Raw genomic sequence first — 13,906 nt, 5'->3', positions numbered from 1 at the left:
GAACCGCGCGCGCCCGACCGACCAACACGATATGATCGTACTGGTTAACATCAAGGTGAATCTCGCCCATGAGTAGCATTGTTGAGAGCGCGTCGGTCGCCTCGCCTCCGTCCATCGGCGTTGCGTTCTTGAATCCGCAGCGGTTCATGTCCCTCGCCACGGATGTTGGTCGTCTGTTCAGCCTCATGAATCCGGCCTTTGTCGCCGGCCAAGGGTTGGCGGTGCAGTTTATCGGCGCCCAGCCCGGCGAAGGGGTTTCCACCATCGCCCGCGACTTTGCTTTGACCGCCGCCCAACACGTCGACGGTCCCGTGTTGCTACTGGATTTCGACTGGGGGTGCGACAGCCACTTTGCGCATTTCCAACGAATCCTCAAGCAGCAGGGCGCGACGACCGATTTCGCAGTGCGCCTGACGCTGGATATCGACCTGACTCCGCTCGTGGGCGTCTCGGGCCCCCCCTCTGCCCTTTCCCCACTGACATTTCACGGTCTACCGGAACTCGGGCTGGTTCTTGGGCGCACCGCGTCCGTCCTGGGCGCCATGCCCGACCGGACACCCTCGATCCTGAACCGACCGGACATCTGGACCGCGCTGCGCGGCCACTTCATGATGATTGTCGTTGACTCCCCACCGTCCAGCCAGTCATTCGATGGCATTGTGCTCAGTGGTGCCATGGATGCGGTCGTCCTGGTGGTGCGGGCGGAATCCACCCGTGCGCCAGTCGTCGAGGGTCTGCGCGATCGTCTGATCGCCCAAGGCGCACCGCTGGCCGGCCTGGTGTTGAATCAGCGCCGCTTTTATATTCCCAAGCGCATCTACCGCTTGCTGGATCGCCTGTGATGAACGCCAGACCACACCGACTCAAGGTCAAAGACTGGGCCTGCGCGATGATCCTGGGGCTGGCCAGTACGACGGCGTCGGCGGCCCGCCAGGTGGGGGTTGGACTGGCGAATCCCGACCCGAACCTGCCGGTTTATGACCGGGAGGCCCCGCTCGGCTGGGCGGCCACTCCCCAACCCGGCATGGACCCCGATCCCCGGGCGATCTCGTATGAGTTTTTCGGCGGTGATTATACCGAAGATCCCCCCCCACCCTATAGCTATCTGATGGGACGGGAACCGAGCCGCGATCTGGCCTCGCCGACCCGCACGGTGGCCGGTGACGGTCGGCCCGATACCTGGTTCCGTCTGAATGCGCCCAATCTGGGATTTTACCTGCGCCGCGGTGGCGGCTATTATATCAAGGATCTGATCCTGCAAACCAAGGGCTATCCTTATCGGCGTTGGGATACCCTGGCAAATAGCCGCTACCCATTGTTACAGGTCTTCTACGGGGGACACCAGATCAATTCCGCGACCGGCAGCATTGCCGGATTCAATCCACCACAACATGGGGTCATCGATTTGTATATCGCAGACGATGGCTTAATTGCCACCCGCCACACCCCACTGGAATTGATCATCAGGACGCTGGACGGCGAGCTGCGGGTCGGTGTCGGCTTGTATAATCTCCACGATTCTAAAATCGATTAATTGCGAGTCGCGGGCGCATCCAGGCTGGCGCCGGGGGGGCCGAACCCAGGCGGCGGCCGGACTCTTTCACCAACCAACCAAGACAGTGATCCATGCTGCATGGCAAGTTCAAGACTTATCTTGCCGGTTATTTGCCGCTCAACCTGATTCAGGCGTTCACGTCGCTGGGGTTGGTGGTGGTTTATACCCGGTTGCTGGTGCCGGAGCAATATGGACGTTATGCCCTGGCGTTAATCGCCATGCAATGGCTGCAAAGCTTACTGTTTGCCTGGCTGCACGGCGGCGTTGCGCGATTTTACGAGGCGCGACGTGCGCCTGATCGGTTGCCGGCGCTGCTGACAACCGCCTATGGCGCCGGGCTCTGTCTGAGCGCCTTAGTGGCCGTGACCGCGGGACTGGTGGCACTCTTTCTGCGTGGCCCCTGGCGTTGGCTCGTCGTTGCCGGACTGGTCAGCCTGATCGCCCGCTCACTCCTACTGGTCGGGGTGGAGGCGCACCGCGCCGCCCGTCATGTCGCACGCTATAGCCTGTTAGAGGGAACGCAGTCGGTGCTTGGCTTGGGACTGGGGGCGCTATTGGTATTGGGGACCGGCGGCGGTGCGGCCGCTGCCCTCTGGGGCATCGCCCTGGCCAGCGTGCTCGTCCTGCTGTTGGACGCACCCGGCCAGCGTTCGTTCATTCGCCTCAACGCCTGGTCAAACGATGAAATGCAGCGCTTGGCGCGTTATGGGATGCCCCTGGCCGCAGCGGGACTCCTGAGCCAGATTATCGCCAACTCAGACCGCTTTTTCATTGCCTGGCTGATCGGTGAAAAGGCCGTCGGGCTATACTCGGTCGCTTATACCTTGGTCGACCGGCCATTGACTATCCTGTTCGTTTGGGTGGCGATGGCGGCCTTACCCCTGGCCTACGTCGCTATGGAGCGCGAGGGCACTGCGGCAGCGCACGCGGTCATGGAAAATACGGCCAAGACCCTGATCCTGCTTATGCTGCCATGCACGGCCGGCCTAGCCGCCGTGGCCGCACCGCTGGCCGCGGTGGTGGTGGGCGTGGAATTCCGTGAGCAAACCGCGCACCTGATCCCCTGGATCGCACTCGCCAGTCTGCTCTCCGGCGCCACGGTTCACTACACCGCGCACGCCTTCCTGATCACTGAAAATACCCGCCTGCTGCTGCTCAGCAACCTGCTCGTAGCGATCCTCTATACGGCCCTTAACCTGTTACTGATTCCCGCGTATGGGCTGGATGGTGCGGTCGCCGCCAGCATCATCGCCTACGCCCTGGGATTCGCGTTTCAGTGCTTTCTGGCCCGGCGGTTCTTGCCCGTACCATTGCTTGGCTCACATTTCATCCGCGCGGTGCTGGCGTGCGGCGTCCTGGTGGCACTCATCACGGCCGCGGGGTTGCCGACGACACTGGGCGGATTGATGCTGTCGATCCTGCTGGGTATCGTCGCCTATGGCATCAGTGCCCTGGCCTTGAACGTCGCCGATAGCCGCTCATGGCTCATGGCGCGCTGGCGGCGGGACGGCTGATGGAGGCGACGGACCGGTGATGCCGACCGGCAGCGTCGCGGCCAGCAACCGCGCTGTACGGGAGTCAAACAATGGTCTACACTCCGGTGTCAACCGCTCCAAGGCCCCAGTACGAATCACCCAGCGCGAGGACCGGTGGCAGGAGTTGCGGTCGCGGCGCCACGTCGCGACTGGAGGTCGGGACCGCGTACGCCGGATCACTATTTTGTCGCGAGGAGTGCAGCACAATGACTACCGCAAGCGTCGCCACCGAGGCCCGGTCTGCGAATACCGACTTCGCCATTCTGGCGAATGACGGAGACCTGTTGGCAAGACGATTGGCGCCATTGTTCTTCGTCTCTGGTGCGGCCGCACTGATCTACCAAGTATGTTGGCAGCGTTTGTTGTTCGCGGCCTTCGGAGTGGATATCGATTCGGTCACAATCATCGTTTCGGTATTCATGTTCGGCCTGGGCCTTGGGGCCTTGGTCGGAGGCACCATCGCGGATCGCCGACCGCAACTGGCATTACTTTTTTTCGCCCTCTCCGAACTCGGGATCGGCCTCTTCGGTTGGTTCAGCCCCGACCTTATCAGAATGACCGGCGCGCTCTTCGTGGCCGCACCCCAATGGCAGATCGCGATCGCCAATTTTCTGCTGCTCTTGCTGCCAACCTGCCTCATGGGCGCCACGCTGCCGATACTGGTTGCGCATGTGACGCGCCGCTGGGGCAATGTCGGTAAGTCGATCGGCATGCTCTATCAGGTCAACACCTTCGGTGCCGCCATGGGTATCGCGGTGGTGGGCTTCCCCTGGTTTCTTTTCTTCGAAATCGACACCGCGATTCGTATGGCCGCCGTCCTTAATATTCTCGTCAGTATCATCACTCTGTTCTGGGTAAAACGCCAATGGCAAATTTCGCGTGCCTGCTCTCGCTGATCATCGGCTTTCTGAGCCTGAGTCAGGAAATTCTGTGGGTCAGGGTGGTTACATTCATTTCCAAGGGGCTGCCCCAGTCGTTCGCGCTCGTGCTGTTCTGTTTCCTGGTCGGGATTGCCGCCGGTGCCGCCATCGGCAAGCGCTTCTGCGAGCGCCACACTGACCTGCTGCGCACCTCCGCGATGGTGTTGGCGGTTGCCGCCATGGTCGACCTGAGTGTGGTCCTGCTGCTACCGGTCCTGGTACAGATCCTCCGGCCAGTGGGGTTCGTTGGCATCATGCTGTTGGTTACGCTCACGGCCCTCCTGAAGAGCATTATGTTTCCGATTGCGCATCACCTCGGCGCTCAACCGTCAGGGGCGCGCATCGGGCGCTCGGTCTCCCGGGTCTATTTCTTTAATATCATCGGCTCGACCCTCGGACCGATCGTCACGGGTTACATCCTGCTCGATTACCTGACCTTTGAACGGTGTTTATGGTTGATTGGCCTTGGCACCGGCGCCTTATCCCTGCTGTGCGCCGCGCGTGGGCGCACGCTTACCCTGGGCTTGGCCAGTGCGGCCGGCGTTCTGCCGCTTGCGATCCTGGTTTGGTCGATGGCCCCAAGCGTCGTCCCGACCATCGCCATTGCGACGCAAAAGGAGGACTTCCCGCCGGGCAGCCGGATCGAACACGTCGTCCAGAACCGGCATGGCATCATCTATACCGCGACGGCGCCGGATGGCGAACCTGATTGGGTGTTCGGCGGCAACGTCTACGACGGCCGGGTGGCCGTCGATATGCAGGAGAACATCAACGGACTTGAGCGCCCGCTGGTGTTGCTGGCGGTACATCCGCAGCCGCACCGGGTGCTGGTGATTGGCTTAAGCACCGGGGCCTGGGCGCGTATCCTCAGTGCGTCCCCGCGTATCAAGGAGTTAGTGGCAGTAGAAATCAACCCCGGCTATTTGCAAGTCATCAGGGGCTATCCGCAAGTGGCTGGACTGCTGTCCGATCCACGGGTCGAGATCGTCGCCGACGACGGTCGGCGTTGGCTGCGCCGTCATCGCGACGACACCTTCGACCTGATCGTCATGAACACCTCCTTCTTCTGGCGCGCCTATGCCACCAACCTGCTGTCGCGTGAGTTCATGCAACTGGTGGCGGCCCATCTCAAGCCGGGTGGCATCCTTGCAATCAACAGTACCTACTCCAGCGACGTCTTGGAAACTGCGCGGCAAGTCTTTCCGTTCGTGGAGCGCCGAGCCAATTTCATCTACGCGAGTAAAGTCGACTTTGCGCGACCGCCGGCTGGCGCCGAGCAAGCGTTTCGGGAATTGCGCTTGAACGACAAGCCGGTGTTTGAGGAGTCCGCATTCCACGGCGATGGACTCGTCAGAAGCATGATCGACAGCCCCTTTATGCCGCGTGACCAACAGTACGCCGGGTTGACGCCAGCGCCCGGCGTCATTACCGATCAGAACTTGCTGGTCGAGTATGCGCACGGCAATTTGCGAAAGCTGCTTCCCCGCTTTTATGAAGCCGTGGCGCAAGTGCGGACCTTCATCCACCGCTAGCGGCCACCACAGCATTCCGACGGGGCGAGTCGCCGCGGTCGGTGTGGCGGGCCTGAACGATATCCAGCAATCCCTTGAGGAGTCAATACGGTGACAGCAACAAATGGGGCGCGCTCCGCGTTCCAGATTGCCTATCCCAACCTTGCCGGGCACCGTGCCCAACAGCGCCAAGGCGACGATCGCCTGCCGTTTTATTTGGCCTGGCTGGGACTCCTGCTTTATCTGCTGATCTCCGACGATCTGCTGGTTCTTGTCGGCATCCCTTACAATATCCCGGGCGGTTCGTTCCTGATCAAATTACATCCCGGAACCTACCTTATCGCCTTGGGATTCGTCTTGTTGTTATTGCAGGGCGATCCTCGCCAACACTGGCCGCGGTTGTTCGCCGTGGCCCCCGCCCCGCTGCTGTTTGGGGGGGTGGTGCTGAGCGTGGCGATCTATAGCCTGATACGTTTTGGGCCATCGGGCAGCGCCTTCTATATTGACACCCTGCTCATGCCGCCACTGCTGGCCACGCTGCTACTGCAAGCCCCATTGGAGTTACGGCGGCGCGCCTTCCGGATGGTGGTGGTGGTGCTGGCGCTCAACGCCCTGTTGAGCATTGGCGAAGCGGCGACTAAAATCAATCTGATTCCCTCTGTGCCCAACCTCGACGATGACTTCTTCCGCGCCACTGCGCTGGGCGGACATCCGCTCAAGAACAGCCTGACTACGGCCACCACGCTGATCGCTTGCGTGATCCTGCCGCGCGGCGTATTGATGTGGCTGATCCCGCTGCTGGTGCTCGGCATATTGGGATTCGGCGAGCGCCTCCCGTTGGGACTGAGTTTACTGATCTTGGGGGGCTTGGGCGGTTATTACTTTGTTAAAGAGCTCGCAGCCCGGTCTATCGATCCGCGTCTGATCTTCGCGTTTTTCTCGGCATTCCTGATGATCGGGGCCGGCATGGTGACCTTGGTCGTTGGTTTTGATTTTGGCCACCGAATATTCCAGAATTTGTCTTGGGACAACAGTGCCCACTCGCGGATATTGGTATTCCAGGCCTTCAACTATCTTGGGGTGGAAGACTGGTTATGGGGCATGGGACCGGACCGCATCAGTGGGGTGCTGGAGCGCCTCATCAGCTCCACCACCGTGGCCGGCTGGGAAAATTTCTGGGTGTTGTTGTTCATGCAGGTCGGACTGGCCGGATTCATCCCGTTGACGATCGCCTTGTTCGGGATGATCATCGGTCTGACCAGGAGGGGACCGCCGGCGCTAAAATGGGCGGCAGTGATATTCTTGCTCCTGGCATCCGCCAATAACTCTTTGGCGACGAAGAACCAGGGTCTGGCGATTCTGGTAGCGGTGCTGATCGGGGGGGCCGCCGAGGCCAAACTGCGGAAAACGCTTCGACCATGACTGACCTGGCCATCTTTCTAACCGATCTCGCCGGCGGCGGTGCGGAACGGGTGATGATCAACCTCGCGGAGGGTTTCGCGGAACGCGGGTACGCGGTCGATCTCGTGTTGGCTAAACGCCAGGGTCCCTATCTCAGCGGCTTGTCTGCACGGCTGAACGTGATCGACCTCGCCGCGTCCCGTCTCATCCGCAGCATACCGGGGCTCGTGCGCTATCTGCGCCGGGCGCGGCCGCGGGCGATGCTCTCGGCATTGAACGATGCGAACGTCATCGCGATCCTCGCCGCTCGATTGGCGCGCGTCCCGACTCGCATCCTGATTACGGAGCACTCTCATGTGTCGGAGGGGGCCAAGCATGAGACAAGCCTTAAACGCCGACTGACGCCCTGGCTGGTAGGGCTATTTTATAATCATGCGGATCGCGTGATCGCCGTATCGCACGGGGTCGAGGACGATTTGCATTGCCTTGGCGTGGCGCCGGAGCGGATCCGCACGATCTATAACCCCATTGTGACCCCGGCGCTGCGCCGGCAATTGTGCGAGACCCCCGATCATCCCTGGCTGGCAGGGATCGGGGTCCCCGTCATTCTCGGCATTGGACGTCTGTGTGTACAGAAAAATTTTGCATTGCTGATACGCGCCTGTGCTGCGGTACGGCGACAGCAGAAGGTCCGGCTGATCATCCTGGGCGAAGGCGAAGAGCGACCGCGTCTTGAACGGCTCATTGCCGCGCTTGATCTGGGCAGCGCGGTCGCCCTGCCCGGCTTCGTTACCAACCCGGCGGCCTTCTTGCGCGGGGCCGCGGTATTGGCGGTTTCTTCCCGTGTGGAAGGATTTGGCAACGTGTTGGTGGAAGCCCTGGCGGCGGGCACACCGGTGGTATCGACCGATTGCGTCTGTGGCCCAGCGGAAATCCTCCCCGACCGACGTTACGGTCGGCTGGTCCCCATGGATGATGTCCAGGCGATGGCCCGGGCTATCCTGGATGTACTTAAGGGGCCACCGCCCGACCAGGATTTGCTGCGCCAACGCGCCGAGGACTTCGCCCTTGATCGAATCCTCGATCAATATGCCGGGGCGTGTTTTGATTCGCTGGAACGCAACGATTGCGAGCCATTTCCATGAGGAAATGAGGCCGTTCCCGCCAACCCAAGAACTTTCAATACTTAGGTTTCTGATTTTGGCATAATGCCGACTTAGTGCTCGTAACACGCCTTGCGCCTGTCAACAACACGGTAATCCTATTCATGGTCGCCAGGAAGCCCCCTCTCACTCGACGCCAAACCGAACATCTTGGGCATTCTAAGATTTTCCGGCACCTGCTGGGGCTACGTGAGATCGCTTGTCCTCAACCGCCAGCAGACCCGGACTCGCCCCCACTTCGCGTCCTGCATATCACCAATATGTATCCGCGAAAAGAACGTCCGAACTACGGAGTCTTCATCCGCTCTCAGATCGAATCGCTCAGTCGTCATGGGGTCGCGAGCGAGGTCGTCCAAATCCCCGGGGATGGCTCAAAACTCAACTACCTGTGGGCGCTCGCCATGCTTCCAGGGCGCGCCCGCGCCCGGCCATACGATCTCCTGCATATTCACTTCGGTTATACCGCGCTGGCCGCCATCGGCATTCGGCATCTGCCCAGCGTGCTGTCGTTCTGCGGTAGCGACCTGCTCGGGCAGCCGGATGAAGCGGGTCGCTCTTCGCGCTATAGCCTGGCCCTGGCGCGTCTGAGTAAGTACGCGGCCCGCAGGTCGCAGGCCGTTATCGTCAAGAGTGATGAAATGGCGCGGGCATTGGGTCCTGGCTATGCGGACGTTGCGGTGATTCCCAACGGCATCGATCTCGAACTGTTTCAGCCATTGCCGCGCCAGCAGGCACGCGCCGCCCTGGGCTGGCCCCAGGACGAGGCCATTTTGCTGTTTCCGGCCGATCGCCGCGAACCACGCAAGAATTTTTCCTTGGCCAAGGCGGTGCATGAGCGTCTGCTGTCCGGCGGCCGGACGATCCGCTTGGAGTCCCTCTACGGCCGACCCCAGAGTGACATCGTATTGGCGATGGCCGCCGCCGATGTCATGCTCAGTTGCAGCTCCCAGGAAGGCTCGCCGAATGTAGTGAAAGAGGCGATGGCCATGAATCTGCCGATCGTGGCGACCAATGTCGGCGACTGCGCCGAACGTCTGATGGGGGTCCGCTCCTGCGCCGTCCCGCCGACCGACCTGGACGCCTTTGTTGCCGCGACGGCCGCCATACTCGATGCCGGGAACCGCTCCAACGGTCGGGATTACGTGCAGCAACTCAGCTTGGACGCAATCGCCCGGCGTATCCTGGTTGTTTACCGGCGGGCCATCGCTCGCTTTATCGCGTCCGGGGCCGCTTGACCGTGTGCGGTATCGCCGGTTGGTATCGTCGCGACGGGCGCGCTGTCGCGCCCGGGATCATTCAGGCCATGTGCGACACCCTTCGGCACCGCGGACCGGATGATGAAGGGGTGTTAACCGATCGCGACTTCGGGTTTGGGATGCGGAGGCTGGCCGTGGTCGATATCGCCGGCGGTCACCAGCCGATGCGCACGGCAACCGGCCGCTATAGCGTCATCTGCAACGGGGAGATTTACAACTTTCGGCAATTGCGCCAGGAGTTGCAGCGCCTTGGCCACCGCTTCCACAGTCACTGTGACACCGAGGTGGTGCTCGAAGGCTTTGCCGCCTGGCGGGATGCCCTCTGGCCAAAACTGGAAGGTATGTTTGCCATCGCCGTGTGGGACAGTCAGGAGCGCGAACTATTCTTGGCGCGCGACCCGCTGGGAATCAAACCACTGTATTGGACGCGACAGGGGACGGCCCTGGCCTTTGGCTCCGAACTCAAGGCGCTGGGTCCGGTCCCTGAACTGGATTTCAGCCCGGATCAGCAGGCTATCGAGCAATTCGTCACGCTCGGGGTCATCCTGGCGCCGCGCTCCATCTACCGCAATATCTACAAGCTGCCGCCGGGCACACAATTGCGGATCGGTGCCACCGGCGCACCCGCGATTCGGCAATTCTGGCGCCTGAGTTTGGCTCCCCAAGAGGTCGGAACGCTAGGCGATGCCGGGTGGATCGACGCTTGTCGGACCCGCTTGCTGGACACGGTCGAACGCCACCTAATCGCGGACGTGCCGATCGGCGCATTCTTATCCGGTGGCGTCGATAGCTCGGCGGTCGTCGCCGCCATGAGCCGCCTCAGTAGCCAGCCCGTTCGTACCTTTACGATCGGCTTCGCGCATCCACGCTTCGACGAATCACTGATCGCCGCTGAGGTTGCGCGGCACCTTGGCTGCATCCACCGCGTCGTTACCTTGCGACCGGAGGACATGGCACCCATGCTGGCCCAATTGGCCACGGTTTACGATGAACCCTTTGCCGATGAGTCTGCCATTCCCACCTGGCTGGTCTCGCGCCTGGCGCGCGAGGACGTGACCGTTGCATTGTCGGGTGACGGCGGCGACGAACTCTTTGCCGGTTATCGACGCTATCGCTCGGAGCGGCTCCTCAACTCACTGAAACGCCTGCCAGGCGCGCAATTAGTCCTCACTTCCCTGTCGCACCTGCCGCACCATGCATTCGGTATCGCCGGCCCCCGCTGGCAACATGTGCTTAAACTGGCCCACGACTCCGCCTTGACCAGTGTCGCCGAGCGCGATCTCGCCAAGCAGTATCGCACCTCATCCGCGGTATTGCTGCGGCTCTGGGGAGACCGGCTGCCCTCCCCGGCCCTCCCCGGCTATCGCCGCTGGGCCGCCGAACTGTTCGGCGAGCACCTGCCCACCGACCCATTATTGGCGATGCTCTATGCGGACACGACCGTCTGGCTTCCTGATGATATGCTCACCAAGGTCGACCGCGCCAGCATGGCCCACTCGCTCGAAGTACGCGTGCCCCTGCTGTCGCACCGGTTCGTCGATTGGGCGGCGACCGTACCCACATCGCTCAAGTTGCGCGGTAACACGGGAAAGTTTATTTTGCGACGTGCCATTGCGGATTGGCTGCCACCCAACATTCTGGATCGGCCCAAACAGGGTTTCGCGGTGCCGATCGCCCATTGGCTCCAGGGGCCGCTTGGCGAGCATGCCCTTGAGATTTGGCAGGGATCGGGGATCGAGGATGCGGGGCTATTCGCCCGCGGCGCCCTGTACACCCTGTTGCGAGAACACCGCACGCGTATCGCCGATCATTCGCGAATCATTTTTACCCTCCTCATGTTGGCCTACTGGTGGCCCACCAAACTCACTCGCTAAACAGCATGCTGTGCATTCTCGCCTGAAGGCCCCGCCAGGCGCCGAGCCGGTTCGAGCCTGCGATTTCTCTACCGCTGCCGATGGACTTCGCGAGCCACAGCCCGCTACCGTTGAAACTATACACCGGAACTAAATCCTCCCGTTCGGAAGCAGGCAGGATACGTGGATTCAGATTATCCAGGACCAGCGGCATGGCCCGGGGCGAGCTGAAATAGGTCAACACCATGTGCGATCGGTTAACACCCACCGCAGTGACATAGGTCATGCGTAGCCGTGCTTCCGGCACACCAATAGCGATCAGCGTGAAATACTTTGCAATTGAAAAATCCTCGCAATCGCCGCCATTCTTGGCCAGAAACTCGATCGGCGTGGCCCAATAATCGTCGACGCCCCAGTTCTTGCTATCCTCCACAAATTTTACGCTGTTAAAGAAATCATTGACCATCTTAAGCTTCTCGTCCTCCTTGAAGTCGCTGGCAAACTCCATCATCCGTTGCCAACGCTCGATTCTGCGTACCGCGGGCGCACCGTATTCCCGTTCGATAGTGGCGATCGCGTCGGGGGCGATCTCCAGTGCGGCATACGCGGTGAGTGTAAGGGGCAGTAATGCCAGTAACGTCGCCAATCGCTTGCGGAGACCCAGGAGATAAATTCTAGCGGAGGCGATCACGCGCCAGGAATTAGCGGCTCGCGCCTGCCAGACCAATGTTCTTAACCGCGGAAAAATCGCTTTCACCCTGCACATTTTCGGCGAGGATCCCAATTTCCAGCAGTTCACCGACTTCTTTCATTGTTTCGACCCATAGCCTTTTACCGCTGTCGTTGCAGATGCCAAGGGTTAAATCCCTGGCAATGCGGACATAGTCAGGCTTGAGCGACTTCAGGGTCTCGACAGAAATACACTGCGTATCGTAGCGTTTCAGTAATACACGGGCCCCGTAGCGATGCACGAAATCGGTGAAATCCCGAAATAACACGATATTTTTTGCTGCGCTATAGGCGGTGACGCTAAACACCAAATGCCCGGCCAGAGCGGCATTCTGGCGCAGCAAATCAATCAGCCATACCCTGAATCCGCCGCTTTTCAACGTCGCCATGGAAAGATTGATGGCGATGCCATGTGGCACTGCGCCCGCGCGCAGCCGGGCCATCACCTGGCGGGTCACGCCGGTGTCGAGATCGACGATTTTTTCGAACTTTTCGGCCATGGAAACAAACAGACCTATCGGAATAGGGTTTCCCGCCTCGTCAAACGCCTGGGTAAAGGCTTCTTCCATGATGATCCGATCGCCGCTGAAGTCCTTCACCTGGCCCATATATGACACGCAATAGCCAGCCGTGTCGACGATACTGAACACCAGTTCTCGCCATTCTTCGGCGGTCTTACCCGGTTCATTTTCGCGGCAGATAACATAACTGTTGACACCGATCAAGCTGGCCTGCTCGCAGGCATCGTTCGCGGCAGCAACTATGCCCTCGGTCGTGCCGTGGGGATTAAACGGTGCTATCCCGATATGCACCAGGTCGGGCTTGTGGGATTGTTCACCCAGCCACGTCAGCTTTTCCTGCAAGTGGCGCGCAAAGGATTCTACCGTGTCTGCCCGCAGCCCCTCCAGGAGCAGTGCGAATTCCGAACCGTAAAAACGGTAGGCCTTGGAAGACGGGTCTTCTTGCGTCGCGGATTCACTGAGGATGTCCGCGAACTCCTTCAAGAACCGATCCGTCGCGGCGTCACCCCGGTTTCTCGCCACTTCGGCAAAATCGTTGATCTTGAGCGAACATATATACCCCTGCCCGCCGGAATGAACGAGACGTTCCAGGTCCGCTTCAAAACTGCTCTTACAATACAGGCCAGTGACTTGATCGTGCAATAAGCGCTGACCGACAGCCGCCAATTTCTGGTTTAGGCCGGTGATGACTCCCGCGATCTTGTCGGACATGAGGTTCATAGAAACCGCGACATTGCGGACCTCAGTGGTCCACGGCAGCCTGTCAATGCGTGAGAAACGACCCACTGCAATTTGCTTTGCCAATCGATCAATAATCTGCAACGGCTTTAAGGTCAGCCGAAGGACCACAGCCAACAGCAGCAGGGACAGCATCAAGGCCATTAGCGAATAATAAAATGCGGCTTGTATCTGTTGATAGAGCTTGAGATAGGCGTAGCCGGGATTGATGCTGACCGAGACGATTCCCGCAATACTCCAGCCCGCACTGATTTCGCTGGTGGCGGTCGCCGTCTCGATCGGCAGCCAGTTGATAAACCATTGTGGGACTTGAGTGAACACCCGGCCGTCATTGAATCGCACCAGCGTTCGTCCATCGACGTCGACAAGCTTGATTTCTTGATAATAGCCCATGTCATAGATGGCTCTTATCATGGTTTCCAGGATCGGATCGTGCGGGTCGGCGAGATGGGGGCTCAACGATAGACCCAGCGATGTCGCCGTATCCTGGGCATGAATCTTCGATTCGAGCTGAAAATACTCACGCATGCCATTAACACTGACCGCGAAATTGCCAACAAAAGTCAGCAAGAACAACAGTGAGGTCAAAATCAACAACTGTTTGTAAAAAGACATCTGAATAGCGTGCCCCGCAAGGTCCCAACGGCCTCGATCTGCATCCGGAACAAACCGAACCCCAACCGCCCGCAGTGCTGCCGCCCGGAGCGGTTGGCCGGAACCGTGA

The 13,906-nt window shown here is 60.2% G+C and carries 11 protein-coding genes; 9 read left to right on the top strand and 2 right to left on the bottom strand.

The window, feature by feature from the left end; all coding sequences use genetic code 11:
- Positions 1 to 68: 68 nt before the first annotated feature.
- The 9 genes from QZX93_RS10545 to asnB all read left to right on the top strand — a co-directional run bounded on the left by QZX93_RS10545 (position 69) and on the right by asnB (position 11,215).
- Complete coding sequence (locus QZX93_RS10545; RefSeq protein WP_295389129.1) at positions 69 to 842, top strand: hypothetical protein; 774 nt, start codon at positions 69 to 71, stop codon at positions 840 to 842.
- Positions 842 to 1,534: a hypothetical protein gene (locus QZX93_RS10540; protein ID WP_295389128.1), complete on the top strand. Its 693-nt coding sequence runs from the start codon at positions 842 to 844 to the stop codon at positions 1,532 to 1,534. The genes QZX93_RS10545 and QZX93_RS10540 overlap by 1 nt, the downstream gene beginning before the upstream one ends.
- 92 nt (positions 1,535 to 1,626) lie before the next feature.
- A complete protein-coding gene (locus tag QZX93_RS10535) occupies positions 1,627 to 3,069 on the top strand; it encodes a lipopolysaccharide biosynthesis protein (RefSeq protein WP_295389127.1) in 1,443 nt (480 codons plus the stop codon).
- Between the two features lie 227 nt (positions 3,070 to 3,296).
- Positions 3,297 to 3,986 carry a fused MFS/spermidine synthase gene (locus QZX93_RS10530; protein ID WP_295389126.1) on the top strand — a complete coding sequence of 230 codons (690 nt, stop codon included), beginning with the start codon at positions 3,297 to 3,299 and terminating at the stop codon, positions 3,984 to 3,986.
- Positions 3,956 to 5,542, top strand: coding sequence for a methyltransferase domain-containing protein (locus tag QZX93_RS10525; RefSeq protein ID WP_295389125.1), 1,587 nt, complete (start codon positions 3,956 to 3,958; stop codon positions 5,540 to 5,542). Before QZX93_RS10530 ends, QZX93_RS10525 begins: the two co-directional genes overlap by 31 nt.
- A gap of 90 nt (positions 5,543 to 5,632) precedes the next feature.
- Positions 5,633 to 6,943, top strand: coding sequence for a VpsF family polysaccharide biosynthesis protein (locus QZX93_RS10520; RefSeq protein WP_295389124.1), 1,311 nt, complete (start codon positions 5,633 to 5,635; stop codon positions 6,941 to 6,943).
- Complete coding sequence (locus tag QZX93_RS10515; protein WP_295389123.1) at positions 6,940 to 8,067, top strand: glycosyltransferase; 1,128 nt, start codon at positions 6,940 to 6,942, stop codon at positions 8,065 to 8,067. Before QZX93_RS10520 ends, QZX93_RS10515 begins: the two co-directional genes overlap by 4 nt.
- A 278-nt stretch (positions 8,068 to 8,345) precedes the next feature.
- A complete protein-coding gene (locus QZX93_RS10510; RefSeq protein ID WP_295389122.1) occupies positions 8,346 to 9,320 on the top strand; it encodes a glycosyltransferase in 975 nt (324 codons plus the stop codon).
- A 2-nt stretch (positions 9,321 to 9,322) separates the two neighbouring features.
- Positions 9,323 to 11,215, top strand: a complete 1,893-nt coding sequence (gene asnB / locus QZX93_RS10505) for an asparagine synthase (glutamine-hydrolyzing) (protein WP_295389121.1) — start codon at positions 9,323 to 9,325, stop codon at positions 11,213 to 11,215.
- Here asnB and QZX93_RS10500 read toward each other — a convergent pair.
- Positions 11,205 to 11,951: a transglutaminase-like cysteine peptidase gene (locus QZX93_RS10500; RefSeq protein ID WP_295389120.1), complete on the bottom strand. Its 747-nt coding sequence runs from the start codon at positions 11,949 to 11,951 to the stop codon at positions 11,205 to 11,207. The genes asnB and QZX93_RS10500 overlap by 11 nt on opposite strands.
- Positions 11,896 to 13,797, bottom strand: coding sequence for a LapD/MoxY N-terminal periplasmic domain-containing protein (locus tag QZX93_RS10495; RefSeq protein ID WP_295389119.1), 1,902 nt, complete (start codon positions 13,795 to 13,797; stop codon positions 11,896 to 11,898). The genes QZX93_RS10500 and QZX93_RS10495 overlap by 56 nt, the downstream gene beginning before the upstream one ends.
- Positions 13,798 to 13,906: the final 109 nt, after the last annotated feature.

The organism is uncultured Thiodictyon sp. (assembly GCF_903946935.1).
GTDB lineage: Bacteria > Pseudomonadota > Gammaproteobacteria > Chromatiales > Chromatiaceae > Thiodictyon.
The sequence above is the reverse complement of the archived record's forward strand: the minus strand, read 5'-3'. Positions and strand labels throughout refer to the sequence as shown.